This is a genomic window from Micromonospora sp. CNZ295, assembly GCF_004217535.1.
The window spans coordinates 1047057-1073628 of sequence record NZ_SHKZ01000001.1; the positions used below are offsets into that span (position 1 = coordinate 1047057).

At 71.9% G+C, this 26572-nt stretch carries 22 protein-coding genes; 12 read left to right on the forward strand and 10 right to left on the reverse strand.

Annotation, left to right across the window (positions count from 1 at the left end):
• Positions 1-571: 571 nt before the first annotated feature.
• The 5 genes from EV376_RS04965 (at position 572) to EV376_RS04985 (ending at position 6204) form a co-directional block, all read left to right on the forward strand.
• The gene (locus EV376_RS04965; RefSeq protein ID WP_130320968.1) at positions 572-2980 is read left to right on the forward strand and encodes a bifunctional diguanylate cyclase/phosphodiesterase; all 2409 of its coding nucleotides are present in this window, start codon (positions 572-574) and stop codon (positions 2978-2980) included.
• A gap of 116 nt (positions 2981-3096) precedes the next feature.
• Positions 3097-4404, forward strand: coding sequence for a glycosyltransferase 87 family protein (locus EV376_RS04970; protein ID WP_130320969.1), 1308 nt, complete (start codon positions 3097-3099; stop codon positions 4402-4404).
• Positions 4405-4413: 9 nt separating this feature from the next.
• The gene (locus EV376_RS04975; protein WP_130320970.1) at positions 4414-5046 is read left to right on the forward strand and encodes a phosphoribosyltransferase; all 633 of its coding nucleotides are present in this window, start codon (positions 4414-4416) and stop codon (positions 5044-5046) included.
• Between the two features lie 19 nt (positions 5047-5065).
• Complete coding sequence (locus tag EV376_RS04980) at positions 5066-5470, forward strand: TFIIB-type zinc ribbon-containing protein (protein WP_130320971.1); 405 nt, start codon at positions 5066-5068, stop codon at positions 5468-5470.
• Between the two features lie 65 nt (positions 5471-5535).
• Positions 5536-6204, forward strand: coding sequence for a maleylpyruvate isomerase N-terminal domain-containing protein (locus EV376_RS04985; protein ID WP_130320972.1), 669 nt, complete (start codon positions 5536-5538; stop codon positions 6202-6204).
• Positions 6205-6216: 12 nt separating this feature from the next.
• On the opposite strand, the gene dnaB is transcribed toward EV376_RS04985, so the two are convergent.
• Entirely contained in the window at positions 6217-9048 is a 2832-nt protein-coding gene (gene dnaB / locus EV376_RS04990) for a replicative DNA helicase (RefSeq protein WP_486482519.1), read from the reverse strand.
• Between the two features lie 381 nt (positions 9049-9429).
• Here dnaB and EV376_RS04995 point away from each other — a divergent pair, with 381 nt between their 5' ends.
• Positions 9430-10980, forward strand: a complete 1551-nt coding sequence (locus tag EV376_RS04995; RefSeq protein ID WP_130320973.1) for a hypothetical protein — start codon at positions 9430-9432, stop codon at positions 10978-10980.
• Positions 10981-11103: 123 nt separating this feature from the next.
• Here EV376_RS04995 and rplI read toward each other — a convergent pair whose 3' ends face one another.
• The 4 genes from rplI to rpsF form a co-directional block, all read right to left on the reverse strand.
• The gene (rplI, locus tag EV376_RS05000) at positions 11104-11550 is read right to left on the reverse strand and encodes a 50S ribosomal protein L9 (RefSeq protein ID WP_130320974.1); all 447 of its coding nucleotides are present in this window, start codon (positions 11548-11550) and stop codon (positions 11104-11106) included.
• Positions 11551-11564: 14 nt separating this feature from the next.
• The gene (gene rpsR, locus EV376_RS05005; RefSeq protein WP_007073789.1) at positions 11565-11804 is read right to left on the reverse strand and encodes a 30S ribosomal protein S18; all 240 of its coding nucleotides are present in this window, start codon (positions 11802-11804) and stop codon (positions 11565-11567) included.
• A gap of 41 nt (positions 11805-11845) precedes the next feature.
• Positions 11846-12367, reverse strand: coding sequence for a single-stranded DNA-binding protein (locus EV376_RS05010; protein ID WP_207228045.1), 522 nt, complete (start codon positions 12365-12367; stop codon positions 11846-11848).
• A gap of 81 nt (positions 12368-12448) precedes the next feature.
• Positions 12449-12739, reverse strand: coding sequence for a 30S ribosomal protein S6 (rpsF, locus tag EV376_RS05015; RefSeq protein WP_130320976.1), 291 nt, complete (start codon positions 12737-12739; stop codon positions 12449-12451).
• A 613-nt stretch (positions 12740-13352) separates the two neighbouring features.
• On the opposite strand from rpsF, the gene EV376_RS05020 reads away from it, so the two are divergent.
• On the forward strand, positions 13353-14144 hold the full coding sequence (locus EV376_RS05020; protein WP_130320977.1) for a deoxyribonuclease IV: 792 nt from the start codon (positions 13353-13355) through the stop codon (positions 14142-14144).
• Positions 14141-16291: a hypothetical protein gene (locus EV376_RS05025; RefSeq protein ID WP_130320978.1), complete on the forward strand. Its 2151-nt coding sequence runs from the start codon at positions 14141-14143 to the stop codon at positions 16289-16291. The genes EV376_RS05020 and EV376_RS05025 overlap by 4 nt, the downstream gene beginning before the upstream one ends.
• 12 nt (positions 16292-16303) lie before the next feature.
• On the opposite strand, the gene EV376_RS05030 is transcribed toward EV376_RS05025, so the two are convergent.
• From EV376_RS05030 to EV376_RS05040, 3 genes are all read right to left on the reverse strand, one after another.
• The gene (locus tag EV376_RS05030; protein ID WP_130320979.1) at positions 16304-17803 is read right to left on the reverse strand and encodes a glycosyltransferase 87 family protein; all 1500 of its coding nucleotides are present in this window, start codon (positions 17801-17803) and stop codon (positions 16304-16306) included.
• A gap of 117 nt (positions 17804-17920) precedes the next feature.
• Positions 17921-20731, reverse strand: coding sequence for a transglycosylase domain-containing protein (locus EV376_RS05035; RefSeq protein WP_130320980.1), 2811 nt, complete (start codon positions 20729-20731; stop codon positions 17921-17923).
• Between the two features lie 193 nt (positions 20732-20924).
• Positions 20925-21380 (reverse strand): DUF5318 domain-containing protein, encoded by a 456-nt coding sequence (locus EV376_RS05040; protein WP_130320981.1) that lies wholly within the window; start codon positions 21378-21380, stop codon positions 20925-20927.
• A 174-nt stretch (positions 21381-21554) separates the two neighbouring features.
• Here EV376_RS05040 and EV376_RS05045 point away from each other — a divergent pair, with 174 nt between their 5' ends.
• Positions 21555-22193, forward strand: coding sequence for a PadR family transcriptional regulator (locus tag EV376_RS05045; RefSeq protein ID WP_130320982.1), 639 nt, complete (start codon positions 21555-21557; stop codon positions 22191-22193).
• A gap of 23 nt (positions 22194-22216) precedes the next feature.
• Positions 22217-23296, forward strand: a complete 1080-nt coding sequence (locus EV376_RS05050; RefSeq protein ID WP_130320983.1) for an inositol-3-phosphate synthase — start codon at positions 22217-22219, stop codon at positions 23294-23296.
• 66 nt (positions 23297-23362) lie between these two features.
• On the opposite strand, the gene EV376_RS05055 is transcribed toward EV376_RS05050, so the two are convergent.
• A complete protein-coding gene (locus tag EV376_RS05055) occupies positions 23363-23845 on the reverse strand; it encodes a methylated-DNA--[protein]-cysteine S-methyltransferase (protein WP_130320984.1) in 483 nt (160 codons plus the stop codon).
• 34 nt (positions 23846-23879) lie between these two features.
• On the reverse strand, positions 23880-24284 hold the full coding sequence (locus EV376_RS05060) for a hypothetical protein (protein WP_130320985.1): 405 nt from the start codon (positions 24282-24284) through the stop codon (positions 23880-23882).
• A gap of 130 nt (positions 24285-24414) precedes the next feature.
• Between EV376_RS05060 and EV376_RS05065 the strand changes: the two genes are divergently transcribed.
• Both EV376_RS05065 and EV376_RS05070 read left to right on the forward strand, forming a co-directional pair.
• Positions 24415-24948, forward strand: coding sequence for a hypothetical protein (locus tag EV376_RS05065; RefSeq protein WP_130328526.1), 534 nt, complete (start codon positions 24415-24417; stop codon positions 24946-24948).
• Positions 24949-25017: 69 nt separating this feature from the next.
• Entirely contained in the window at positions 25018-26532 is a 1515-nt protein-coding gene (locus EV376_RS05070) for a flotillin family protein (RefSeq protein WP_130320986.1), read from the forward strand.
• Positions 26533-26572 lie beyond the last annotated feature (40 nt).

Here is a 26572-nt window from a genome sequence, read left to right on the forward strand (position 1 = left end):
GCCGGCCCGCCACAAAACGCACATCCGTCGCAACTGGCCCAGAATTGTTCACCGGACCTGAAGATATCAGAGAGCGATGGCAGTTTCTCGATCCGTAGACCCAATGACCAACGGCCGTCGTTCGGCGTTCAACACTCGAATGACCGGTTCCCCGCGCGCGCGAAACCATTCAAACTCGATAATTGAGAGGCCGACGCTTACGCACCGACATCCGGACCGGAACGGACCGTAACAATCAATGGCTGCATTTGCGCATACTGCGCCAAAAGACATCTAACCCGCCTAAGAACTCCTTATCCGTCATAACATCAACGGGCCTTCAGGGGCGCGAATCGATGAGGACGATCGGACGAGGAGAGAGCGATGCGAGTCAACGACTGGCTGTGAGCAGGATCTTTCGACACGGCCCGAACGCCCGTAAAGTGTTGACAGACACTACCGGCGCCGCCCGCACAGGGGGGACGTGGCCAGAGATCAGCGACGCGACAACGAGACCGATCGGCGGCTTCGGCTGCTAGTCGGTCTCGTCGTGTTCTCCGCGAGCGTCGCGCTCGCGATATCTGTACACGCGATGAGCCGGAGCGTCCCGGCCACCAGCCGAATGCTGGTGCTTCTAGGAACGCTCACCTTCCTGGTCGCAGTCGGTGCCAAGTTCAACGTCCGTATCCGGATCAGGGCCACCACGCACGGCATCTCCTGGACCGAGGTCGCATTTCTCGTCGGTCTCGCCGTGGCACCGGCACCGATGGTCATCGTCGCCACCGCACTCGGAGTGGGAATTGCACGGACCATCGGCCGACTGGCGCCCTTGAAGCTCGCCTTCGGGGTAGCGAAGGACACCCTGCTCGTCACGACCGCCGCGCTGGTACTGGCCGCCGCGGACTGGCGGTGGTCGGCGAGCGGCTCCCTCACCGAACTGCTGCCTCCGCTGGCGGCGGCCTACCTGGCGGTGGTCGTACTGGACGAGGTACTGACGATGCCGGTGATCGCCCTGGCGACCCGGACGCGTCTCCGTGACCTCTTCCGGGCGCACTACGATCTGCGGCTCGCGAGCGCCGCGGCCCGGTTCGTCGTGATCGTCGCGACACTCGCCATTCTCCGCAGCAACCCCAGCTTCCTGATCGTCGTGCCACCCCTCGTCCTGAGCCTGCACCTCGCCTACTCCAACCGTCTCCGCCACCGCGCCGAACGCGACGCCTGGCAGCGGCTCGCGCGTACCACCGACGCGCTCAACGTGGTCGACCTCGACCAGGTCCTCACCACCGCCGTCACCCAGGCCGGCGAACTGTTCAGCGCCGACGAGGTCGAGATCGAACTGCGCGAGGGCGGTCGCACCGTGCGCGGCGGGGCCGGCACGATCACGTACGACGGGGCCGCCGGCGAGGCCACCACGGTCGACGGCACGGTCCTCACCGCCCCGCTGGAGGGTCACGACCGGGCCACCGGCGTCGGCGTGCTGCGGCTGCGGTTCCGCGGCCCGGTGCAGCTCTCCGAACGCGAGCAGTACACCCTGCGTACCTTCGCCTCGGCACTGTGCACCGCCGTGCGCAACGCCCAGGCGTACGCGGAACTGGCCCGGGTCGCCGACGAGCACGCGTACGCGGCCACCCACGACGCCCTCACCGGCCTGGCCAACCGTCGGCACCTGCTGGACGAGGGCACCGAACAGCTCGGCACCCGGCACGCCGAGGGCGTCACCGCCCTCGTCCTGATCGACCTCAACCACTTCAAGGAGGTCAACGACACGCTCGGGCACGCCGCCGGGGACCAGGTGCTGGTGCAGGTCGCCGAGCGGCTGCGCACCGCCGCCCAGCCCACCGATCTGGTGGCCCGGCTGGGCGGCGACGAGTTCGCCGTCCTCCTGCGCGGCCTGCCCGCCCCGGCGGTGGCCGCGCACCGCGCGGAGTCGCTGATCGCCACGCTGCACGAACCGTTCGATCTCGACGGCATGCGGATCAGCCTGGAGGCGAGCGGCGGCATCGCCGCCGCCCCGGCGACCGGCGGCATGGCCGAACTGCTCCGCCGCGCGGACGTCGCGATGTACCAGGCGAAGCGGGCCGGCCAACGCATCGCCACGTACGCCCCGAACCGGGACACCGCCGACGTCGCCCGGCTCACCCTCGGCGGCGACCTGCCGCGAGCCGTCGCCGACCACGAGTTCACCGTCAACTTCCAGCCGATCGTCGACCTCGGCACCGGCGCCGTGACCGGCGCGGAGGCACTGGCCCGCTGGCATCACCCCACCCACGGCGTGATCGACCCCCTGCGGTTCCTCGAGGCGGTGGAGCGCTCCGGCCTGCTCCCCGCGTTCGCCGAGGCGATCCTCGACCAGGCGCTCGTCGCCGCCGGCAGCTGGCGGGATGCCGGGTTCGACGTGCCGGTGGCGGTCAACGTGTCGCCCCGCAGCCTCCTCGACGCCCGCTTCCCCGGCTCGGTGCTGGCCCGCCTGCGGGCCCACGACCTGCCGCCCGACCGCCTCGTGCTCGAGCTGACCGAGACGCTCACCCTCAGCCAGCTCGACATCGTCGACCGGGTGCTCAGCCGGCTCCGGGACGAGGGCGTACGCCTCGCCCTCGACGACTTCGGCACCGGCTACTCGTCGCTCTCCCTGCTGTCCCGCATCCCGGTCCACGAACTCAAGATCGACCGGAGCTTCGTGACGGAGATGGAGAGTTCCGTCGAAGCGGCCGCCGTCATCCGCTCCACGCTGGACCTCGGCCGCAGCCTGGGCCTCACCGTGATCGCCGAGGGCGTCGAGAACGAACCGCAGCGCCGCGCCCTCTGGGAGCTGGGCTGCACCGGCGGGCAGGGCCACCTCTTCGCGCGGCCGATGCCCGCCGGCACGCTGCTCGCGGCGCTGCGACGCGGCCCCGGCGGCCGCCCCGGTCTGCTCGCGGCACCGCTGCACGACGCCGGCGCCGTCGTCCGGCTACCCGCCGGCCGCCGCTCCGCCACCCGCGGTCGCAACCAGCCGGCCTGACCGGCGGAGCCCTGGCGACCCGCCCGCGACCCCGCGTCCGACCGGCGGAGCCGGTGGCCCGACCCGTGACCAGCCGCGCCCGGTCCACCCACCGGCGTTCTGCCAGACTGGCCGGCGTGACCGTCGCCGCTCCGACCGTCCGCCGCCACCGGTGGCAGGCCATCGACACCGCCGCCGGCGGTCTCGCCCTCGACCTCACCCTCTACGCCGTCGCCGCGGTGTTCGCCGCGGTCACCGCGCTGACCTCCACCCTTCTCCCGCACCGGGCGTGGGGCGGCGTGGCCGCCGTCGGCTACCTGGTCGCCGCGCTGGCCGTCGCCGGCCAGCTTCTGATCCGCCGCCGCCACCCCGGCTCGGCGCTGGCCGGCCGGCCCGGCCGCTGGGCGCTCACCGCATTCACCTGGGCCGCCACCGCCCTGCTCCCGGTCGTCCTGCAGAGCGTCGAACGCGCCGGCGGACGCACCGACCGGGCGCAGGAGGAGGTCATCGTCGTCGAGGAGTCCGGGCGGCGCCTGGTCGACACCGGCACGCCATACCTGGGCCACGACGCGATCGCCACCCTTCCTCCCGGCGAGCAGCTGCTCGGTTACACGCCGTACCAGCCGGGGATGGCGCTCTTCGGCCTGCCCCGGGCCGCCGTCGACGCCGCGTGGACCGACGCCCGGGTCTGGTTCGCGCTCGCCACCGCCGTCGCGCTCGCGCTCGCCGTGCGTACCCTCCGGCACGCCGGCACCCCCGACCAGCAGGGCCGCCGGGACGGCACGGTGCTGCGCGGCGTCCAGGCCGCCACCGTTCTTCCGGTCTGTGCCCTCACCCTCGCCACCGGCGGCGACGACCTGCCCGTACTCGCACTCTGCCTGCTGGCGCTCGCGCTCGCCGCCGCCGGCCGACCCGGCCGGGCCGGTGTCGCCGTGGGCCTGGCCGGCGCCCTAAAGCTCTTCGCCTGGCCGGTGGCCCTCGTGCTGGTGATCTGGGGCGCGACCCGCCGCGCGGGCTGGCGGGTCGCCGCCGGCGCCCTCGGGCTGCCCATCGCCGCTCTCCTGCCCGTCCTGCTCGTCGACCGCGACGCGCTCGTGGAGAACGTGCTGCGCTTCCCGCTCGGCCACGGCCTGGTCACCAGCCCGGCCCAGTCGCCGTTCCCCGGCCACCTCGTCGCCACCGCGCTGCCCGCCGGCCGCGCGGTTGCCGGCGCCCTCCTGCTCGCCGCCGGCCTCGCCATCGCCGTCCGGGTCGCCCGCCGCCCGCCCCGCACCGCCGCCGGCGCGTCGCTCATCTGCGGGTACGGGCTGCTCGCCGCGATCGTGCTGATGCCCTCGACCCGGTTCGGCTACCTGCTCTACCCCCTCGCCTTCCTGGTCTGGGTGCCCGCGCTCACCCGGCCCGGATCCGCCAACCACCCGGCGGATTCCGCAGCCACGGCGTAAACCTGAGGGATGACCACCTACCGAGACCGAACCGACGCGGGACGCATGCTCGCCGACCGGCTCACCGCGCTCGTCGGCGACCCGGACGTCATCGTCCTCGGCCTGGTACGCGGGGGCGTGCCCGTGGCCAAGGTGATCGCCCAGCGGCTCGGCGCCCCGCTCGACGTCCTCGTCGTCCGCAAACTCGGCATGCCGTGGGCTCCCGAGGTCGCCTTCGGCGCCCTCGGCCCCGGCGAGGTGCAGGTGCTCAACGACGTGGTCGCCAGCCGGCTCAGCCCGGAGGACATCGCCGACGTCCGCCGGCGCGAGCAGGCCGAACTGGACCGCCGTGAGCGGCTCTACCGGGGCGACCGGCCACCGCTGGACCTCGCCGGCCGCACCGCCGTCATCGTCGACGACGGGCTCGCCACCGGCGCGACCGCCCGCGCCGCCGTCCAGGTCGCCCGTCACCTCGGCGCCCGCCGGGTCATCGTGGCCGTCCCGGTCGGTTCGCAGGAGGCGTACGAGATGCTCTCCGCCGAGGCGGACCAGGTCGTCTGCCCACAGCACCCGGCGGACTTCATGGCGGTCAGCGCCTACTACGACGACTTCCACGAGGTCTCCGACGACGAGGTCACCGACGCGCTGACCGCGACCGCGTGAGCCGACCAGGTACCGTCGCATGATGAGCCTCACCTGTCCCAAGTGCCACGGAGAGATGCGCCAGTACGAGCGCAGCGGCGTCGTCATCGACCAGTGCAGCGAGTGCCGGGGGATCTTCCTCGACCGCGGCGAACTGGAGAAGCTGTTCGAAGCGGAGGCCAACTGGAACCGGCAGCACGCCGCTCCCGCCGCCGCCCAGCCCGGCCAGCCCACCCACCAGCAGGGCGGGTACCCGCCGCCCCCGCCACCGCCGCCCGCACCGGCCCCGCACCAGCCCGGCTACGGCACCGTGCCGCCCCCACCGCCGCCCGCGCACGGCTACCCGCCGGCGCCGGCGTACGGGGGCCACGGACAGCACTACGGCTACCACGGCCACTACCGGCGCAAGAAGCGCAAGAGCTTCCTCGACGAGATGTTCGGCTGAGCCGGCCGACCTGCCGCCCGCTCCTCGGCCGTGCGCGGCCGCCCCGCCCGTGCGACGCTGCGTCCATGAGGGCGCACGTCGCACTGGCGGAGGCGTACGACGGGGTCACCCGGGTCGTCACCGGCCTCGACGACGCCGACCTGCAGCGACCCACCCGATGCCGGGGCTGGCTCGTCGTCGACCTGCTCCTGCACCTCGTCGGCGACGCCCAGCGGGCTCTGGTCGCGCTGGCCAGCCCGGCCGCCGGCCCTCCGGACGTGGACGACGTCGGCTACTGGCGCTCGTTCCCGGCCGGCGATGACGACGGTTCGCGGCACGCCTGGTGGGTACGCCGCTCTGCCGCCGCGTTCAAGCGGCCCACCGGCGTCGTCCGGCTCTGGGCCGACACCGCCCCCGCCGCCGTCCGCGCGGCCGCCGCCGCGGACCCCGACGCCTGTGTCGCCACCCAGGGCCACGTGCTGCGGGTGGCCGACATGCTGGCCACCCTGACCACCGAGGCGGTCGTGCACCACCTGGACCTCGTGGTGGACCTTCCCGACGCGCCCCTGCCCGGTCCGGCGGCGACCCGGATCGCGGTGGCGACCATGGACAGGCTGCTCAGCGACGACGCCGTCCGCCCGGCCGGCTGGGACGGCCACGAGTACCTGCTCAAGGCGGCCGGGCGGCTTCCGCTCAGCGACCGGGACCGCCTGGAACTCGGCGAGGTGGCCGGCTGGTTCCCCCTGCTGGGCTGACCGACCGTGGAGTCAGACGATGGCCATGTCCACGAAGCGCGACAGGTGCAGCTGCGCCGCGACCGTCACCGTGTCAGTCGGTCCATTTCGATGTTTTGCAACGATGAAGTCCGCTTCGCCCGCTCGCGGCGACTCCTTGTCGTAGTAGTCGTCACGGTGCAGAAGTATGACGACGTCCGCATCTTGCTCAATTGAGCCGCTCTCGCGCAAATCGGACAATTGTGGCCGCTTGTCGGTGCGCTGCTCGGGGCCGCGGTTCAGCTGGCTCACCGCGATCACCGGGCACTCGACCTCCTTGGCCAGGAGCTTGAGGCCACGCGACAGGTCGGCGACCTCCTGCTGCCGGCTCTCGGTGCGCTTCGGTGAGGTCATCAGCTGGAGGTAGTCGACGACGATGAGCTTCAGGTCGTGCTTCTGCCTGAGCCGGCGCGCCTTGGCCCGGATCTCCATCAGGTTCATGCTCGGCGTGTCGTCGACGAAGAGCGGCGCCTCACTGATCTCGCCCATGCACCGGGCGAGCTTCGTCCAGTCGTCGTCCGAGAGCTGGCCGCTGCGCAGCACGTGCAGCGGCACCCGAGCCTCGGCCGAGAGCAGCCGCATGACGATCTCGACCTTGCTCATTTCCAGCGAGAAAATCGCCGACGCCTGGTTGGCCCGGATAGCGGCATTTCGGGCAAAATCCATGCTCGCCGTGCTGTTGTGGGTGGGAATCATGGACCGGCCGGCCAGATAGAGGTGCTCTGGGTTGTCGACCGTGACGCACCGGACCGGCACGCTCGGGGCCGGTCGAACGTCCACGATGAAACGCGACGTCGACCGCACATCCGACGTGGTGCGCCGGCGGGCTGTGTGCGCCGCCCGCTTACGCTCCAGCCGGAAGATCGGATCCGGCGTCGAAAAGTTCAGGGTGTACGCGGTCGAGGAGTCGGACGTGCGGCCCCGAACGGCCCTCGTCGTAACGGTGCAGCGATAGCCGAGGCCGACCACCAGCTCGTGCACGTCCTCAGCGAGCCGCCTGGAGGTGGAGGTGTACTGCAGGTTGCCGGTCGGGGCGACGGTGCCGTCGGTGTCCATCAGGCCGGCCAGCAGGGCGCGTCGCTGCGTCTCGGACGCGCGTAGGTAGTCCCGTGGGATGTGCTTCTCGGCCGCGACGCCGATCTGTCGGAGCAGGGCGATGAACGACCCGTTCGCGGCTCGGCAGTCGGCGCAACGCCGGACGGCGGGGTTCTCGCGGAGCGCGCGCCGGCCGCAGTGTGGGCAGGTCCGGTCCGGCGAGGCGACGACCCCGGGAAGCCGGATGGTGTAGATCATCGGGCCGCTGGGCCGAACAGCGAAACCGTCCCGCTCGACGTACTCGCAGATCTCTGGATCGGCGGTGGTGAAGCGGCTGGCACCGGTCTGCCCGTCGCCGAGCCAGACGCCCAGGGTGTAGGGCGGGATCGACAGATCCCGCTCCGGGAGTTGGAGCGGACGGCAGTTCTCCACGGCGTGGTTCAACCGCCGGTCGGCCGTATCGGTGCGCAACGTGGCCGCGATCTCGGTGGTCGTCACCACGCCGTCGTGGCGGGCGCGGGTCGGCGGAGCGCCCTGCCGCTCGACCCGAGCGAGCAACCCGGCGAGCAGCGGGCTGGCCGGGTGACCCGGGGCGGTCCAGTTCCGCGCCTTGCCGGCTCTCGTGACGGGCCGGCTGATGCGGCCGTTGGAGCCGATCTCGGCCGCGACGGTGTGCAGAACGTTGCGGAACCCCGTGCCGACCTGGGCGACGGCGTCCGACATCGTGACGAGGTGGTCGGGAGCTGTCGCCGCCCTCGCGGACGCGGCCCGGACCGTCGCCACCGATGACTCCGACCAGCGTCGACGGGACCGCCGCTCCGGCTGGCGGCGACTGGCCCGGGTGGTCGTCTTCCACAGGTGCTCGGCGTCGGCCACGATCACCGTGCCGTCGGAGAATTCCACCTCGTAGCACGGTCGGCCATACATGACGTCGAACGCCGCCGTGACGGTGGTGGGCCGGCCGTCGGCGGCGAGCAGTTGATCGCCGGTCTTGACCTCGCCCATGGTGGTCCACCCCTCCGGTGTCGGCAGGGGCGTGTCGAGGGCGAGCGCCTTGCCCAAACCAGGCCGGCCCGCAACGATGATCAATTGGCCCGGGTGCAGGCCGTTGAGCAGGCGGTCGAGGTCGGTGAAGCCGGTGGGCACACCGGTCATGACGCCGCCCTGGGCGCCGACCGCCTCGATCTCGTCGAGGGTGGGCTGGAGCATGTCGGCGAGGACCGCGAAGTCCTCGCTCACCCGCCGCTCGGTGACGTCGTACACGGCCTGCTGGGCGAGGTCGACGACGTCGTCCACGTCGCGGCTGCCGCCGGCGGCGGTGCCGTAGCCGAGTTGGACGATGCGGGTGCCGGCCTCGACCAGCCGGCGGAGCACGGCCCGCTCGCTGACGATCCGGGCGTAGTAGGCGGCGTTGGCCGCGGTGGGCACGCTCGCGATGAGAGTGTGCAGATAGGGTGCGCCACCGATCCGGACCAGGTCGCCGGAGTCGGCCAGCGCCGCTGCCACGGTGATCGAGTCGGCTGGCTCGCCCCGGCCGTAGATCTCCAGGATGGTGTCGAAGATCGTGGCGTGGATCGGCCGGTAGAAGTCGTTGCTCTTGAGGATCTCGACGACGTCGGCGATCGCGTCCTTGGAGAGCAGCATGCCGCCCAGCACGCACTGCTCGGCGGCGATGTCCTGCGGTGGCGTCTTCTCGAACTGGCCGTCGCGCGGCGCCGGCGCGGAAGGCTGCTCGCCGGGGCGCGGGGCCGCCCGCATGTCGTCGGTGACCGACACGGTGCCCCCCTCCACGCCGTCGATGCTCGTTCCAGCTCTACCGCCGGGGTACGACAACTCGTCGACCCACACTGCGATCGGGGGTCATCGCGCGGCGGGTCGGGTGGTCACGATACGGAACACGTGGTCAGCCGCTCAACCGCGCCGGTGGACGAGTCTCGGGACAACCTGTGGACGCCGGTGGGCGAGCATGTGCGCAGCGTGTGCACAGGCTGTGGACAACGGTTGGGGAATCCACCGCCATTACGGCGGTGAGCTGGGAGAATTCCATCCCCACCCTGTGGACGACAGAATCTCGGTCAGACTTGGGCCTCATTTGTCCCGTACTATCTGCACCACCGGCTATGTCGAGACAGCGGGTTGCGCTTTCAGGTGGAGAAGGGTCACGCTGCGGCCGTGAGTTACCGGGACTGGGAACGCGGAGAGGATGGCCCGCGGGGACGACGGTCGGTCGCCCGCTGGGGCGATCCGGCCGTCCCGCCGGTCGACTCGTACGAGGCCGAGAGCTACCGCACGCCGAGCCGCCGCCGGGCGATCGAGCGGGGCCAGGAGGAGCCGGTCGACGCCTACCTGCCGCGTTGGGCCCTGGAGTCTGGCGTCCGCCGGGCCGACGGCGGCGGGCGGCACGCGGCGCCCGACGACGATGACAGGTACGAGGTGTATCCGCCCCGGTCGCCGGACGCCTGGGACGCCGCCGAACCGACGAGCGGGTGGCGGCGGGTCGCCGAGACCAGCTGGCGGGAGACGCCGGCGATCGGCGCCGCGCCGGCGGCGGACCACACCCGCGAGTGGACGTTCGACCGGCCCCAGGGCCAGGGGTACGTGGGGAGCCGCCGGGCCGACGACGAGCCGGTCTCCGAGGTGGGTCCGCAGACGCGCCCGAGGCGGGCGGTGTCGCGCCGGCAGCCGGTGGTCTGGTCGGGTCTGGAGGAGACGGAGACGCCAGCCGAGTCGGAGCCCGCCTGGTCGGACCGGCCGACCGGGCGGAGCCGGCGGGCGGTCACCGGGACGCCGGCCGGGGATCCCTGGGACCGGTCGTCAGCCTCCGGCCCGGCCGATCCCTGGGACCGGGAGGCGCGGCGCGGGGCGGAGCCGCCGTACCGGCCGGCGGTGGATCCGTGGGACGCGTCGGGTGTGCACGCGTGGCAGCCCGTCGACGAGGGCGACCGGTGGGGCCGCACCGAGAGTCCGGACCGGTGGGACCGGACGGACGCCACCGGCCAGTGGCAGCAGCCGGACGTCACCGGTCAGTGGGACCGGTACGTGGAGCCGGCGTGGGAGCGGACGGAGGCGCCCCGGTCGGACCGGGAAGCCGAGAAGTGGGCCTGGGCGCGGGACGACCGGGACGACGGGTTCTGGTCGGGCACCCGGCTGGCCGGCGACGACCCACGGTGGATGGACGCTCCGCCGTCGGCGCCGCGCTCGCCGGTGGTCTCGTACTCGGCGCCGCGGCCGCGGCCGCGCCCGGCGCCCCGGCGTCAGCTGGACCGCCCGCTGGCCGCCGCACCGGCCTCGGTCGGGTCCGTACGGCGCCGGATGGAGTCGGTGGGTGCTGGGCCGTGGTCCCGCCGCCTCGAGGACGACCTGCTGGATCCGGAGGCGGGCGGGTCGCTGCGACCGTTGCTCTACACGGCGGCCTGCTATCTCCTGCCGATACTGGTGATCTTCGTGTGGGTGTTGACGCTGGACGCCTCGGCGCCCGCCGGATGCGTGACCGACATCAACGGCGGAGGGTGCAACTCGCCGCGGTCGCGGGCGCTCGGGTCGCTCGCGGAGGGCATGCCGCGGTTCGGGTTGGCGCTGGCGAGCAGTCTGGTCGTGGCGATGCTGCTGCGCCGGGTCGGAACGACGTGGCGGGCGGCCACCGTGGCGCTGGCGGCGGCGGTGGTGGGCGGCGGCGTGTCGACGGTGATGATCAGCGCCATCACCGGGCAGCCGATCGGCTGACAGCGGCGGCCCGGGGACGTCGTCCACGCGGTGGCCCACGCGGGCCGAGGCGACCGGATTACACATACACGACAGGGCCCGCGCCGGACTCGGCGCGGGCCCTGTCGTGCTGGTGGCGGGGTGTCAGCCCTTGACGACGCTGAGGTCGAACGTGGCGGTCACCTCGGGGTGCAGCTTGATCCGCACCGGGTAGGAGCCGGTCGACTTGATGTGACCGGGCAGCTCCAGCCGGCGGCGGTCCAGCGTCGGGCCACCGGCGGCCTTGACGGCCTCGACGACCTCGGTCGGGGTGACCGAGCCGAAGAGCCGGCCGCCGTCGCCGGCGCGGGCCTTGAGGGTGACCTTCAGGCCCTCGAGCTGGCCCTTGACCTCGTTGGCGTGGCCGAGGTCGCGGATCTCCCGGGCGGACCGCGCCCGCTTGATCAGCGTGACCTGCTTCTCCGCGCCCTTGGTCCAGGTGATCGCGAAGCCCTGCGGCAGCAGGTAGTTGCGGCCGTAGCCGTCCTTGACCTCCACGATGTCGCCCGGGCTGCCGAGGCCGGACACCTCCTGAGTCAGGATGATCTTCATCTCGGTGCCCCCTCTCAGCGAGCCGTCGCCGTGTACGGCAGGAGCGCCATCTCGCGGGCGTTCTTGACCGCACGGGCGATCTGCCGCTGCTGCTGCGAGGTCACGCCGGTCACCCGCCGAGCGCGGATCTTGCCGCGGTCGGAGATGAACTTGCGCAGCAGCGCGGTGTCCTTGTAGTCGATGTAGGTGATCCCGTCCTTGTCGAGCGGGTTCACCTTCTTCTTCGGCTTGCGAAGTGCCGCAGCCTTGGCCATTGCTCTTGCTCCTGGTTTGCGATCGCGGGCGCTCGGCGCCATCAGAACGGGGGCTCTTCGTCGAAGTTGCCGCCACCGGAACCGCCGCGCGAGGGGGCGGGAGCCGCCGAGGCCCAGGGGTCGTCGAAGTTGCCTCCGCCGCCCTGGCCACCACCGCCGCCGAAGCCGCCGCCGCCCGAGCGGGACATCTTCTGCACCTTCGCCGTGGCGTAGCGCAGCGACGGGCCGATCTCGTCGACCTCGAGCTCGATGACGGTGCGCTTCTCGCCCTCGCGGGTCTCGTAGGACCGCTGGCGCAGTCGGCCGGACACGATCACGCGGGTGCCGCGCTGCAGCGACTCCGCGACGTGCTCGGCGGCCTGCCGCCAGACGGTGCACGAGAGGAACAACGGCTCGCCGTCCTTCCACTCGCCGGACGCCTTGTCCATGAACCGGGGCGTCGAGGCGACCCGGAACTTGGCGACCGCCGCACCGGAGGGGGTGAATCGCAACTCGGGGTCATCGGTCAGGTTGCCGATGACCGTGATGGTGGTGTCTCCTGCCATGACCATCTCCTCGCGCACTCATCGTCTCGCCGTACAGGCTCTCAGAGCCGTCCGACAATGCCGATGAGGCTGATCCGGGGGTGTCGGGTCGGGATGCGACTAGCGCGTCTCCGGCCGGATGACCTTGGTGCGCAGCACCGACTCGTTGAGTCGCAGCTGACGGTCCAGCTCTGCCACGGCCGCAGGCGTCGCCTGCAGGTCGATGACGGCGTAGATGCCCTCGGCCTTCTTGTTGATCTCGTACGCGAGGCGCCGGCGGCCCCACACGTCGGTCTTCTCCACCGAGCCACCCGCGGTCCGGATCACGTTCAGGTACGTGTCGAGCGACGGGGCGACGGTGCGCTCCTCGAGGCTGGGGTCGAGGATCACCATGATCTCGTAATGACGCAAGACGTGCTCACCTCCTGTGGGCTAAGCGGCCACGGTCCTTCCGTGGCAGGAGGTCGTGCGTCGTGGCCCGGGCCGGACCGGGGGGACCCGGCCGAACGCGGACAACCGGACCAGGATAGCCGGTCCGGACGATCATGCCCGGGGTGGTGGCGCCACCCGGACGTACGCCGACGGGGGGCCGACCACGACGTCGATGTCGAGGCGGCCCCCCGTGACGGAGGCCGCGGGGCGTCCCGTCCGCATTCCTTGGGTGGGACCTGGGGAGGAACGACCACACCGATGAGGTTGGACCGGAGACGCCCCGCGGAGCTTCATCATGTTGTTACCCGAACTTATACCTAATCAAGCTACTTGTCGGAGAAATCGGAGAATCTCCGACAATTTTCTTGAGTAGTTGAATCGGTTGGATCGGGCTGTCCCCGCCGCGCCGGGCCGCGCGGCGGGGCGCCCTGCCTGGATCGGGTCCATGCGGCCACGGTGCTCGAGGTTCCGCCGCCTGACACGGCGGGCCGGACGTCCCACTCCCCTCAACGACCGCCGACCACCTCGGGTGACGCGCGGCGCTCCACCGCCGTCGCCCCGACTGTCGGCGACTCGACGTAGGCTCCCCTCCATGCGCATCGGAGCCCACGTCGATTCGACCGACCCGCTGGCCGAGGCGACCGCGAGAGCGGCCGACGCCGTGCAGTTCTTCCTCGCCGACCCGCAGGGCTGGAAGGCGCCGAAGCCCCGCGAGGACGCCGATCGGCTGCGCGCCGCCGAGGTGGACCTGTACGTGCACGCGCCGTACGTCATCAACGTGGCGACGTTGAACAACCGGATCCGCATTCCCAGCCGGAAGCTCCTGCTGGCGCACGCCCAGGCCGCCGCCGCCATCGGCGCCCGCGGCCTCATCGTGCACGGCGGCCACGTCAACGCCGGCGACGACCTCGCCGTCGGCTTCGACAACTGGCGCAAGACCTTCGCGTACGCGGCCGACTCGGGCGGCTTCGGCGTGCCGGTGCTGATCGAGAACACCGCCGGCGGTGACAACGCCTGCGCCCGCCGGCTGGACGCGCTGGCCCGGCTCTGGGACGCGCTCGGCGACCACGAGGTGGGCTTCTGCCTGGACACCTGTCACGCGCACGCCGGCGGTGAGGAGCTGCTCGGGCTGGTCGATCGGGTGAAGGCCATCACCGGCCGGATCGACCTGGTGCATGCCAACAACTCCAAGGGCGCCTTCAACTCCGGCCAGGACCGGCACGACAACCTGGACGGCGGCACGATCGATCCGGACCTGGTGGTGGCGGTGATCCGCGCGGCCGGTGCCCCGGTGATCGTCGAGACCCCGGGCGGGGTGGGCGGTCAGGCGGCCGACATCGCCTTCCTGCGGGACCGGCTCGGGATGCGGGCTCCGGGCGCATGACAACCGGACAGGCCGGCGGCTCGCCACCACTCCGCCCCGTCGCGCCCACCGGCGGCGGGGCCGGCGACGCCGCGGACCGGGCCGGTGACACCGCGAGCACGGCCGGCGGGGCCGACGACGCTCCGAGCCGGAACGGCACGACCACCCCGCCCGGCGACGGGACCGACCCGACCGACCCGCCCGGCGACGGGACCGGCACGACCGACCCGCCCGGCGACGGGACCGACCCGACCGACCCGCCCGGCGACGGGACCGGCACGACGAGGCCAGCTGGCGACGAGACCGGGACGAAGGCCGCCGGTGGCCGGGCCGGCACCGACCGGGCGGCGGACGGCACCGCGGCGGCGACCGGCAACGGCGCCGGTGGCGAGCCGGATCCGTTCGCCTCGTTCGCGCCCGCGCCGGAGCCGGTGCCGACCCGGGTCGGGCGGGCGGGCCGTGCCGTCGGGCGGGTGCTGGTGCACGAGTGGACGCTGGCGGTCCTCGGCTCGCTCGTCCTGGCCGTGCTGATGACCTGGCCCGCGCTGCGCTACCCGCGCTACACGCTCCCCCAGGACTACTTCGACCCGAGCCTCCAGGCCTGGCAGATGGCCTGGTCCGGCCACACGCTGCTGACCGAGCCGGCCCGGCTGTGGCACTCGAACGCGTTCTTTCCCGAGCGGTGGAGCTTCGCCTTCTCCGACACCCTGCTGGGGTACGCGCCCGCCGGGATGATCGGGACCGGGCCGGAGGACGCCATCCTCCGGTACAACATCATGTTCGTCCTGGCGCACGCGCTCGCCACGTTCGGGGCGTACGCGCTGGCCCGGCAGCTCGGGTCGGGTCGGATCGGCGCGGCGGTCGCCGGGGTGGCCTACACGTACGCCCCCTGGCTGCTCGCCCAGGCCGGGCACCTGCACGTCATCTCCAACGGCGGCATCCCACTGGCGCTGGCCATGCTGGCCCGCGGCCACGGCTGGTCGCTGCGCCACGGCTACCGCCCGGAGCAGCGGCGGGTGGGCTGGGTGTACGCCGGATGGCTGGTCGCCGCGTGGCAGTTGAGCCTCGGTTTCGGCATCGGGCTGCCGTTCGCGTACGTCCTCGCCGGCGCCGTGCTGGTCTCGGCGGTGACCTGGTTCCTGCGGCGCTGGGTCATCCGCCCGGTGAAGCGGCCGTTCGGGCAGCGGCTGCTCACCGCGGACGTGTTCGGCGGGCTGCTCTTCGCCGCCGTGGGGCTGCTGCTGGCAGTTCCGTACTTCGAGGTGGCCGAGCTGCATCCGCAGGCGGAGCGGACGATCGGCGACATCGCCCTCTTCTCCCCGCCCGCGACCGGCTTCCTCACCGCACCGGCCGAGTCGCGGATCTGGGGCGGCCTGCACGAGGGGGCCCGGGCGACCCTGCCGTGGCATCCGGAGATGACGCTGCTCCCCGGGTACGTGCTCTACGCGCTCGCCCTGGGCGGGCTCTTCTTCTCGGTCTGGCGGCTCCGGCACCGGCTCCTGCTGCTGGCCGGTGTCGTGGTCAGCATGCTGCTGGCCATGGGCACCGAGTTCTTCGGCGGCCGGTTCACGTTCGTGCCGCTCTTCGAGCACCTGCCCGGGTGGAACGGCCTGCGTACCCCCGGCCGGCTGATGCTGTGGGCGACGCTGCTCCTCGGGCTGCTCGCCGCCGGCGCGGTGAGTGCGTTCGCCGCCCGCGTGCGCGAGATCTCCGCCGAGCGGATCCCGTCCTGGCCGGGCCCGTGGCTGCGGTTCGCGACGCTGCTTCCGCTGCTGCTGGTGACCGTCGAGGGGCTGAACCGCACCCCGCACCCCGTCGTCCCGGTGCAGCCGGCGGCGATGCGCACGGTGGACGGTCCGTTGCTGGTGCTGCCCAGCGGCCAGAACCACGATCAGCCGGTGATGCTCTGGTCGACCACCCACTTCCAGGACATCGTCAACGGCGGGAGCGGCTTCACCCCGACCCTGCTCGACGACGTGCGCCGGGTGACGATCGCGTTCCCCGACCAGACCAGCATCGAGTACCTGCGCACCCTGGGCGTGCGCAACGTGCTGATCGTGCGGGACGAGGTGGCCGGCACGCCGTGGGAGATCAGCGTGGACGCGCCGGTCGACGGACTCGGCATCGCCCGTGAGGAGATCGGCGACGTCGTCGTCTTCCGGCTCTGACGCGACCGCGGGTCAGGCGGGGGCCGGCTCGGGTGCCGCCTCGGCGGTCTCGCGACGTCGTCGTAGCCAGGGGGCGTCCGGTGCCCCGTCGATGACACCCGCGTCCGGGTCGTCGGCGTAGGTGGCCCGCACCGCGTCCTGCTCCGGCCGGAGGATCTCCCGCACGACGAGGACGCAGAGCACCACCACGGTGGTCAGCCGGAGCGTGGCGGCCAGCACGAACACGCCCTCGGGGAAGACCGGCCGGCCGGTCGACGCGCCGAGCAGTTCCCCGTAGAAGGCCGCAAAGTAGGCGACCTCGGCGAGCTGCCAGGCCAGGAAGGCGCCCCACTTGGGGCGCGCGAGCACCACGAGCGGCAGCAGCCAGAGCACGAACTGCTGCGACCACACCTTGCTGAAGATCAGGAACACGGCGACGACCAGGAAAGCGAGCTGGGCGAGGCGCGGCCGGCGCGGCGCCCGCAGCGCCAGCACGGCGATGCCGACGCAGGCCAGCAGGAACAGCGCGTACGACAGGTTGTTGAGCACCGGGATGTGCACGTTCAGCCACTCGAACGGCCCCTGCGCGCCCGGGTCCCCGATGTTGATCTTTCCGTCCAGGTAGCGGCCGATGTACCAGAGGGTGCCCCAGTCGATCGGCCGTTCGGTGTTGAGTTCGAGGAAGCGTCCCCAACTGGTGGGGTAGAGCAGCGCGGTGGGCAGGTTCACCACGAGGAGGGCGGCCGCGCCGGCGCCGATCGCGGTGAGGGCGGCCCGCACCCGGCTGCTGCGGATCGCCAGCAGCAGGATCGGCCAGAAGAGGAACAGCGGCCAGAGTTTCGCCGCCCCACCGAGGCCGAGCAGCAGGCCGGCCAGCGCGGGACGGCTGCGCGCCCAGGCGAGCAGGCCGAAGGCGGCGAGCCCGATGGCGAGCAGGTCCCAGTTGACCGTGGCGGTGAGCACCAGCGCGGGCGACAGCGCGAACAGCGCCGCGTCCCAGGGACGGCGGCGGCGCAGCGCGAGGAGTACGGCCACCGTCGCCACCGCGAGCGCGCCGAGCACCAGGACGTTCAGGTTGTAGAACCACATGCCCTGGTTGAGGCCCGGGTCGTCGGCGCCGAGCGCATGCACCGGCAGGCCGAGGGCACCCATGAAGTAGCCGGTGAGCACCGGGTACTCCACCGGGTGGTCCCGGTACGGGACCTTGCCCTCGTTGAGCCCTTCGGCGTAGTAGAGGGCGAGCACGTCGGTGTAGCAGAAGCGGGTGTACTGGACGTTGTTCGTCCAGGCGCCGTCCTGGCAGGGTGACTTCTGCACCCAGTGCAGGGCCAGCGCCAGGCAGACCAGGGCCAGGACGATCCGGACGGCGGTCCAGAACCGACGCTCCCGCCCGACCGGCCGGTCCAGCGCGACGGCGTGGTCGCCCAGCGGGCCGCCGATCAGGCCGGACACTCCACGGACGAAACCGTCGGAGCGGGACGGGTGGTCCGGGGCACCGGCGTCGTCGATGCCGCGCGTCGACTGCGTGCTCATGAGGGTGCATCCTGCCGTACGCCGGGGCTCCGCGTCCCGCCCCGAGCCGCCATGTCGTACCCGAAGACGCCGCCGGTGAGCGGAGCGGCTGCTCTACTCGCCGGCGGCGTCGGTCGGTCAATCGCGTCTCGGTGTCAGGGTCGGCGCGACCCCGTCCCGATCGTCGCGGTTCGGCGGGGGCGGCTCGGCCGGGTTGCCCGGGCCGGGATTTCCGCCGCCGTTGTTGCCGCCACCGTTGTTGCCGCCGTTGTTGCCGCCACCGAACTGGCAGAACAGGTCGAGCGGCGGGCACTGCGGCTGCTCCGGCGGCGGCGGGGCCTCACCGTTGCCGGAGTTCGGGTCACCGACGTTGGCGGCCGGCGGGAACTCCGCCTTTTCCTCCCCCTTGAGCGCACGCTCCATGAACTTCTCCCAGATGTCCCCGGGGAGGCTAGAGCCGGTGACCTTCCTGTTGCCCTTCATCCGGAGGGCCTTGCGGTCCTTGACGTTGCCGACCCAGACGGCGGTGGCGAGCTGCGGAGTGTAGCCGATCATCCACGCGTCGCCGTTCTCCTTGGAGCCCTCCTTGAGCTCCCAGGTGCCGGTCTTGGACGCCGCCTGACGGCCGCCCTCCAATGTGTGGCCCACCCGGCTCGGGTAGTCCTTCAGGACGCTGGTCACATCGGCGACGACGTCCCTCTTGATGACCTGCTTGCCCTTGACGCTTCCCTCGTCGGCGACCTTGTCCCACTTGCCGGTCTGCTGGTTCCGCTTGAACACCCGGTAGAGGAAGTGGGCCTTGACGTACTTGCCCTCGTTGGCGAAGGTGGCGACGCCGTTGGCGTGGTCCAGCACCGTGATCGGGTACTGACCGTAGGCGACCGGGTGGAAGAACGGCGCCGGCGCGACCTCCTTCGCGTCCTTCACCTTGGTCAGGTCGACCGCCTCGGACGGGTTGGTGTTCCACATCGTGGTGATGCCGGCCCGCTTGGCCACATCTACGATCTTGTCGGCGCCGATGTCTTCGCTGACGTGGTAGAACGGCACGTTCAGCGACTTCAGCGTCGACTCGCGCAGCGTGCAGGAGTTGCCGCAGCTCGGGTTGTTGGTGCCCGCATTGCTGACCGTGTACTCGACGCCCTCGGGCTTGTACGCCTTGCCCTTCCACCGGGACTCGAGGGACTTTTCGTGCTCGAGGGCTGCCGCCAACGTGTAGATCTTGAAGCTCGAGCCCGGCGGGTGGCCACCGATGAGGTTGCCCTTGCTGTCGGTGTTCTTGCCGGCGTAGTCGGTGCCGGTGCCGTTGTCACCGCCGTAGTAGCCCTTGACCCGGCCGGTCGACGGCTCGATGGCGACCATCGCGGCCATCAGGTTCGTCGGCTGGCCGGCGAGCTCGGAGCCCTTGCTCTTGCGCTGCGCGGTCTGCACCGCCGCCGCCTGGACCTTGGTGTCGATCGTGGTCTGGATCCGGTACCCACCGGACATCAGGGCATCCGAGCAGGTGGGCTTCTCGGCGGTGACCTCCGCCTCGTTGGCGACGCAGACGCCCTTCTCCCGCATCTCCGTCTTGACGTAGTTGATCACGTTGCCGTACGGGGTGTCGATCCCGAAGTCCAGCCCGGCGCCGGCCTTCTTCGGGTCCTTGATGTTCGTGGGGTACTCGGTCGGCGCCGCCTCCCGGCCGGGAGCGTTGAGCCAGCCCTCCTGGATCATTCCCTGGATGACGTAGTTCCAGCGGGCCTTCGCCTCTTCCGGGTTGACCGCCGGGTCGTACCCCTTGTGGGTCGGGCTCGGCACCGGCTGCTTGATGAGGGCCGCGAGCACCGCGCCCTCGGCAACGGTGAGCTTGCTGGCCGACTTGCCGAAGTAGGTCAGCGCCGCCGCCTCGATGCCGTACGCCCCCCGGCCGAAGTAGATCACATTCAGGTAGTGCTGCATGATCGTCGGCTTGTCGTACTTGTCGTTGAGCTTGGAGGCGAGGATCGCCTCCTTCACCTTCCGGGCGTACGTGTCGTCCTTCAGGTTGTCGTAGGCGTTGCGGGCGTACTGCTGGGTGATCGTCGAGGCGCCCTGCTTGTCGCCGCCGGTGAAGTTGTTCCACGCGGCCCGGGCGATGCCCTTGTAGTCGACGCCGGAGTGCTTGTAGAAGTTGCGGTCCTCGGCGGCGGCGACCGCGTCCTGCACGTGCTGCGGGATCTGGTCGATGGTGACCAGGGTGCGGTCCTCGGTGCCGAGCTTGGCGATCAGCGTCTTGTTGTCGTACGCGTACAGCGTGGTGGCCTGCGGCGGGGTCGTGTCCTCCGGCAGGACCACGTTGGTCGAGTAGTAGGTGAAGCCGACGACGCCCAGACCGGCGAGCATGATGAACACCGCGAACGCGGCGATCAGCAGGTTGACCCGTTTGCGCTTCTTCGCCCGGGCGATGGCGTCCGGATCGCGACCGGGACGGCCGAACCCGCCCGGGCCGCCGGGGCCGCCCGGCCCGCCTGGTCCACCCGGCCCGCCCGGGCCGCCGGACAGCGGCGAGACACTGGCCCGCGCCACCGAGGCGCGCCCACCCACGGCGGCCGAGCCGACCCGTGCACGGCCGGCCGAGCCGGCGCCGACCGAGGCCGCGCCGACCGCGGCGGCACCGACGGTCGCGCGCCCGGCCGGTGCCGGCGACACCGGCACCGAGGCGCGGCCGGGCCGGCCGACCGAGGCCGAGCCGGAGTTGCCCCGGGAGGGGACGGACGCCGAGCCGCCGACGGAGGCCCGGCCGTTGGAGGCGCCACCCCGGGGGGACACCGAGGCGCGGCCCGCCGATGCCGTACCCTCCGATGCGGCCGACCAGCCACGCGCCTCACCACCCCTGGCGCGGTACGCGTCGTCGGCCGGCCCGGGGTCGCCGTGCTGGCCCGGAATCCGGGCCCGCCCATGCGGGGAACTGGGATCGCCGTACGAGTTCATTCCTCACACCCTGCCGGTCGCGGTGGAGCGCTGCTGCGCACCACCGGGTTGCCGTGAGTTGGGACACCCGCCACCGCGCGGTCGCGCCGGACGGTCGGTGTCACTTGCGAATCTTTCGGGCCAATCAGACCAACGAGCCGTCGGTCGCTCCGGGCGTGCGCACGCGAACCGGAGTCAGCCGATCGAGCTGGTGTCACCGTTGCGCCTCTCGCCTCCGTCGCCCGGCCCGGGCGCCCGCGGCGGCCACGCCACCGACCGCGCCCTGCTCCGGCCCTTCCTCGGCCAACCCGTCCCGCCCGAGCAGGTACTGCTCGACGAGATGGTTCCAGTCGCAGCCGAGGCACACCTCCACTACGAAAACCTGGAACTCACACAGCGTCATCGCCAGCACCGGCAACTCGGCCAGTGTCCGGGCCTGGCCGGCGGACTGCTTGAGTTCGTCCCCGTAAATGTAGTGCACGTGCGTCAGGTTCTCGCTCCGGCAGATCGGGCACCGCTCGTCCGTGGGCTCACCGTGGAAGCGAGCCGCGTTCTTCAGGTACGGCGATGCGTCGCACACGTCGTACGTGCCGACCCGCCCGGCGAGAAGGTCACGCAGCACCGCTCGCTTCCGGAGCGAGTAGTCGACCACCTGGCGCTGCGTACGCATGCGGAAGAGGGTACGCGGTCTCGTCCGGCCCGGCGACCATGGTGACCGAGCGTGACGGAGAAACCCCGGAACGGGGGTTTGCTCCGTCCATGGCGATCCGCTAGCGTGCGATGTATCGGTCCGATACATCGCAGCGAATAGCGCCCGGTGCACAGGGTAAAGGAAGGATGGCCCATGCTCGAACTCGCCATCCTCGGCCTCCTCCAGGAGGCCCCGATGCACGGCTACGAACTGCGCAAGCAGTTGACCGCGAAGCTCGGCGCCATCCGGGCCGCGATCAGCTACGGCTCGCTCTACCCGACGCTACGCCGGTTGCAGGCGGCAGGGTGGATCACCGAGGCCGCCGAGACACCTGCCGATGCCGAGGAGGTTCCCGCGCTGACCAGCCGACGAGGTCGGGTGGTCTACAAAATCACCGCGGAGGGCAAGGAACGCTTCGCCCAGCTCATCGCACAGGCCGGGCCCGAGACGTACGACGACACGGGCTTCGGGGTGCACTTCGCGTTCTTCGCCCGGACCGACCAGGCGACCCGACTCCGCATCCTGGAGGGTCGCCGCCGAAAGATAGAGGAGCGTCGCGAAGGGCTCCGCGACGTGCTCGGCCGCGCCGCCGAGCGCCTCGACGCGTACACGCTGGAGCTGCAGCGCCACGGCCTGGAGGCCTGTGAGCGTGAGGTCCGCTGGCTGGAGGAGCTCATCGCCAACGAGCGCTCCGGCCGTGCCCCGACGGTCCCGGGCACCGGGACGGCCGGCGGCCGACACGAAGACAACAGCCCGCCTCCGCCTGGAGAGTCCAGGAAAGAGCGGCCGTGATGAAGAAGAAGGAGGCAGACGCTATGGGCTCCGTCCGCGTCGCCATCGTCGGTGTGGGGAACTGCGCCTCGTCCCTCGTACAGGGCGTGGAGTACTACCGGAACGCCGATCCGAACGACCGCGTCCCGGGTCTCATGCACGTCACCTTCGGCGACTACCACGTCTCGGACGTGAAGTTCGTCGCGGCGTTCGACGTGGACGCCAAGAAGGTGGGCATGGACCTCGCCGAGGCGATCGTCGCCAGCGAGAACAACACCATCAAGCTGTGCGATGTCCCGCCGACCGGCGTGACCGTGCAGCGCGGCCCGACCTTCGACGGTCTCGGCCAGTACTACCGCGAGATCATCGAGGAGTCGGACGTCGAGCCGGTCGACGTCGCCCAGGCGCTGCGTGACGCCGAGGTCGACGTGGTCGTGTCCTACCTGCCGGTGGGCTCGGAGGCGGCCGACAAGTTCTACGCCCAGGCCGCGATCGACGCCGGCTGCGCGTTCGTCAACGCGCTGCCGGTCTTCATCGCCTCCGACCCGGTGTGGGCGAAGAAGTTCGAGGACGCCGGCCTGCCGATCGTCGGCGACGACATCAAGAGCCAGGTGGGCGCCACCATCGTGCACCGCGCCCTGGCGAAGCTGTTCGAGGACCGCGGCGTCGAGCTGCTGCGCACGTACCAGCTCAACTTCGGCGGCAACATGGACTTCATGAACATGCTGGAGCGCAACCGCCTGGTCTCGAAGAAGATCTCGAAGACCCAGTCGGTGACCTCCCAGGTGCCGCACGAGATGGCCAAGAGCGACGTGCACATCGGCCCGTCGGACCACGTGCCGTGGCTGGACGACCGCAAGTGGGCGTACATCCGCCTGGAGGGCCGCTCGTTCGGTGACGCCCCGCTCAACGCCGAGCTGAAGCTCGAGGTGTGGGACTCGCCGAACTCGGCCGGCGTCATCATCGACGCGGTCCGCGCCGCGAAGATCGCGCTGGACCGGAAGATCGGCGGCCCGATCCTGTCGGCGTCGTCGTACTTCATGAAGTCCCCGCCGGTCCAGTACGCCGACCACGACGCGCACGCCGCCGTCGAGGCGTTCATCGCCGGCGAGGTCGAGCGCTGACGCGCTGAGGCGCCGTCCAGCACCGCCGAGGGCCGGGTCCGCACGGACCCGGCCCTCGCTGTCTCCTCATCCCGACCAGGCGCGGCGCAGGGCGACCCCCGCCTCCAACTCCAGCAGCTTGACCTTGCGGTCGAGCCCGCCACCGAAGCCGACCAGCTTGCCGCCCGCCCCGACGATCCGGTGGCAGGGCACGATCACCGGCACCGGGTTGCGGTTACACGCCACTCCCACGGCACGCGCGGACGAGGAGTCGCCGAGGCGGCGGGCCACCTCGCCGTAGGTGAGCGTCTCCCCGTACGGGATGGTGGTCATCTCCCGCCATACCGCCCGCTCGAACTCCGACCCGCGCGGGACCCGCACCGGCACCGCGAAGGCGGTCAGCTCGCCGGCGAAGTACGCCCGCAGCTCGGCGACCGCCCGCGCCGCGAGGCCGTCGAACGGCTCGTCGCCGGCGGACTCGACCCGCCCGAAGTGCGTCCCGCAGACGGCGTCGCCGTCGGTGGCCACGGAGAACTCGCCGATCGGGGAGTCGAGCACGGTCCAGCGCATCCGCCCATTGTCCCCGCCGGTACGACGCCGGGCGTCACAGCAGGTTCACCCCGAGCACCAGCGTGCCGGCGACCAGGCTGCCGCCGCCGGCGACGGTGAGCCAGATCAGTTTGTTGGGCTTCGTGTCGCGGGGGCGGACGACGGAGAGGAAGAAGCCGAGCGGCATCAGGATCGGCGCGGCGACGAACAGCGTCCGCAGCAGCGTGGCGGTGCCGTCCGAGACATCCGCCGCGTCGATGTAGGGCAGGGCGACCAGGGCGAAGAGGACCAGCACGCCGGCGTGCGCGTGCCCGGCGGTCCAGAGCCCCCGGCGGACCGGGTTGTCCAGGTAGCCGGTCTTGCGCCGGGCGAGGTGGGTGAGCAGGGTCAGCCCGCCGTACGCGATGGTCACGACCGTGACCAGCAGGATGCCGGCGGTGGTCTGCGTCGCTGGGGACATGTGGACACCTCCATCTAGTCACCGTAAAGATGCCCGCCGATCGCAATCTTGTCAACAGCTAGATCGGAGCCAGGGGCGAATGTTCGCCCGGCGCCCGGCGTCCGAGTACCGGTCGGCCGCGACGTTGCGGATGGTCGATACCGTGGCGGGCGTGGCCACGGGGACTCTGATCTTCCTCATCGTCGGCGCGGTGGGCGTCGCGGTGCTGGTGCTCGCGCTGCTCGGCGTTGAGCTGCTCCACCTCGGTCAGCCGGATTTCGACGGTCCGGTCTCGACCGAGGCGGTCGCCGGGTTCGCCGGCGCGTTCGGCTTCGGCGGCGCCGTCGTCAACGAGCTGCTCGGCGGGCATACCCCCGGGATGGTGGCGCTGGCCGTGGCCGGCGGCGTCGTCGCGGCCGTCCCCACCGCGTGGGTCGCGTCCCGCCTCGGGCGGGCGGCCCGCGACATGCCCACCGATCCCACACCCACCCGCGCCGACGTGGTCGGCGCGCTCGGCCTGGTCGTCACCCCGGTCCCCGCCGAGGGGTACGGCGAGGTCCGGGTCCGCGTCGCCGGCACGCAGGTGAAGTTCAACGCGCGTGCCGACCGGCCCATCCCGGCCGGCTCCCAGATCTTCGTGGTCGAGGCGCTCAGCGACACCAGCGTGCACGTCGAGACCTACTGACGCTCAAGCAACCCCCACCGACGCGCCCCGGGCGCGTCGGGATCCGTCCACGCCAGAAAGGCGGCCCTCATGCCCCTCGTCATCGCCATCGCCGGCGCCGCGATCCTCTTTCTCGTACTCATCCTCTTCGTGCTCTCCCGGATCAAGGTCGCCGGGCCCAACGAGGCGTTCATCGTCACCGGCCGCAAGGGCCGCACCACGCAGACCGCCGACGGCAGCCGGTCCACCGACATGTCCGGGCAGAAGGTCGTGCTGGGCGCCTCGGTCTTCGTGCTGCCCGTCGTCCAGAAGCTCCAGTCGCTCGACCTGTCCAGCCGCCGCATCGACGTCGGCATCCGGGGCGCGGTCAGCAAGCAGGGCATCCGCGCCGACCTGCACGGCGTGGCGATCGTCAAGGTCGGTGGCACCGAGGACTCCATCCGGGCCGCCGCGCAGCGCTTCCTGCACCAGCAGGACGAGATCGACAACTTCACCCGGGAGGTGCTGGCCGGCGCGCTGCGCTCGATCGTCGGCCGGCTCACCATCGAGGAGGTCATCCGGGACCGGGCGGCCTTCGCCAGCGCGGTGGCGGAGGAGGCCGAGCACTCGATGACCAACCAGGGGCTGGTGCTGGACACGTTCCAGCTCCAGGACATCCTGGCCGAGGGGTCGTACCTGGCCGACCTGGGCCGGCCCGAGGCCGCTCGGGTGCTCAAGGACGCGGCGATCGCCGAGGCGCGCGCCCGGCAGGCGGCCGAGCAGGAGCGGCTCCTGGCCGAGGAGGCGATCGCCGAGGCCAACCGGAACCTGTCGCTCAAGCAGGCCGCCATCCAGGCCGAGATCGACGCCGCGAAGGCGAAGTCGGCGGCCGCCGGCCCGCTCGCCCAGGCCGAGCGCGACCAGGCCATCCTCTCCGAGCAGCAGAAGGTCGCCGAGCGCAACGCCGAGCTCAAGCAGCGCCAGCTCGACACCGAGGTGCGCAAGCCGGCCGACGCGGCCCGCTACAAGGTCGAGCAGGAGGCCGAGGCCGCCCGCAACGCCGCCGTCCTCCAGGCCGACGCCCAGCGCCAAGCGGTCATCGCCGCCGCCCAGGCCGCCGCCGAGCAGGCACGGCTCACCGGTGAGGGCGAGCGGGCCCGGCGCGCCGCGCTCGCCGAGGCGAACGCTGTCGAGGGCGCCAAGGAGGGCGAGGCCGAGCAGCGCCGGCGCTCGGCGATCGCCGAGGCCGTCGAGCGGGAGGGCCAGGCCGAGGCCGCGGCCATCCTGGCCCGGGGGCAGGCCGAGGCCGACGCGATGGCGCGCAAGGCGGAGGCGTTCGCCGCGTACGGGGAGGCCGCCGTCCTGGACCTGCTGGTCAAGGTGCTCCCGCAGGTCGTCGAGGCGGCCAGCGCGCCGATCGGCGCGATCGACAAGATGACGGTGATCTCGACCGACGGCGCGTCCTCGCTGACGAAGTCGGTCGCCGGCAACGTCGCCCAGGGCCTCCAGCTCGGCACCGACCTCACCGGCATCGACCTGGCCGGTCTGCTGGCGAAGCTCGGCTCGGCGTCCTCGGCCGGCAACGGCAAGCCGGCGGTGGACGGCACCGCGGTCGAGGCGAAGTAGCGCCGACCACGGCGAAGGGCGCCGCTCCCGCGGAGGGGCG

Coding starts and splice junctions, on each gene's coding strand:
- EV376_RS04965 (WP_130320968.1), top strand. CDS start 572: ATGAGCCGGAGCGTCCCGGCCACCAGCCGAATGCTGGTGCTTCTAGGA.
- EV376_RS04975 (WP_130320970.1), top strand. CDS start 4,414: ATGACCACCTACCGAGACCGAACCGACGCGGGACGCATGCTCGCCGAC.
- EV376_RS04980 (WP_130320971.1), top strand. CDS start 5,066: ATGATGAGCCTCACCTGTCCCAAGTGCCACGGAGAGATGCGCCAGTAC.
- EV376_RS04985 (WP_130320972.1), top strand. CDS start 5,536: ATGAGGGCGCACGTCGCACTGGCGGAGGCGTACGACGGGGTCACCCGG.
- rplI (WP_130320974.1), bottom strand. CDS start 11,550: ATGAAGATCATCCTGACTCAGGAGGTGTCCGGCCTCGGCAGCCCGGGC.
- rpsR (WP_007073789.1), bottom strand. CDS start 11,804: ATGGCCAAGGCTGCGGCACTTCGCAAGCCGAAGAAGAAGGTGAACCCG.
- EV376_RS05020 (WP_130320977.1), top strand. CDS start 13,353: ATGCGCATCGGAGCCCACGTCGATTCGACCGACCCGCTGGCCGAGGCG.
- EV376_RS05025 (WP_130320978.1), top strand. CDS start 14,141: ATGACAACCGGACAGGCCGGCGGCTCGCCACCACTCCGCCCCGTCGCG.
- EV376_RS05030 (WP_130320979.1), bottom strand. CDS start 17,803: ATGAGCACGCAGTCGACGCGCGGCATCGACGACGCCGGTGCCCCGGAC.
- EV376_RS05035 (WP_130320980.1), bottom strand. CDS start 20,731: ATGAACTCGTACGGCGATCCCAGTTCCCCGCATGGGCGGGCCCGGATT.
- EV376_RS05040 (WP_130320981.1), bottom strand. CDS start 21,380: ATGCGTACGCAGCGCCAGGTGGTCGACTACTCGCTCCGGAAGCGAGCG.
- EV376_RS05045 (WP_130320982.1), top strand. CDS start 21,555: ATGCTCGAACTCGCCATCCTCGGCCTCCTCCAGGAGGCCCCGATGCAC.
- EV376_RS05050 (WP_130320983.1), top strand. CDS start 22,217: ATGGGCTCCGTCCGCGTCGCCATCGTCGGTGTGGGGAACTGCGCCTCG.
- EV376_RS05055 (WP_130320984.1), bottom strand. CDS start 23,845: ATGCGCTGGACCGTGCTCGACTCCCCGATCGGCGAGTTCTCCGTGGCC.
- EV376_RS05060 (WP_130320985.1), bottom strand. CDS start 24,284: ATGTCCCCAGCGACGCAGACCACCGCCGGCATCCTGCTGGTCACGGTC.
- EV376_RS05065 (WP_130328526.1), top strand. CDS start 24,415: ATGGTCGATACCGTGGCGGGCGTGGCCACGGGGACTCTGATCTTCCTC.
- EV376_RS05070 (WP_130320986.1), top strand. CDS start 25,018: ATGCCCCTCGTCATCGCCATCGCCGGCGCCGCGATCCTCTTTCTCGTA.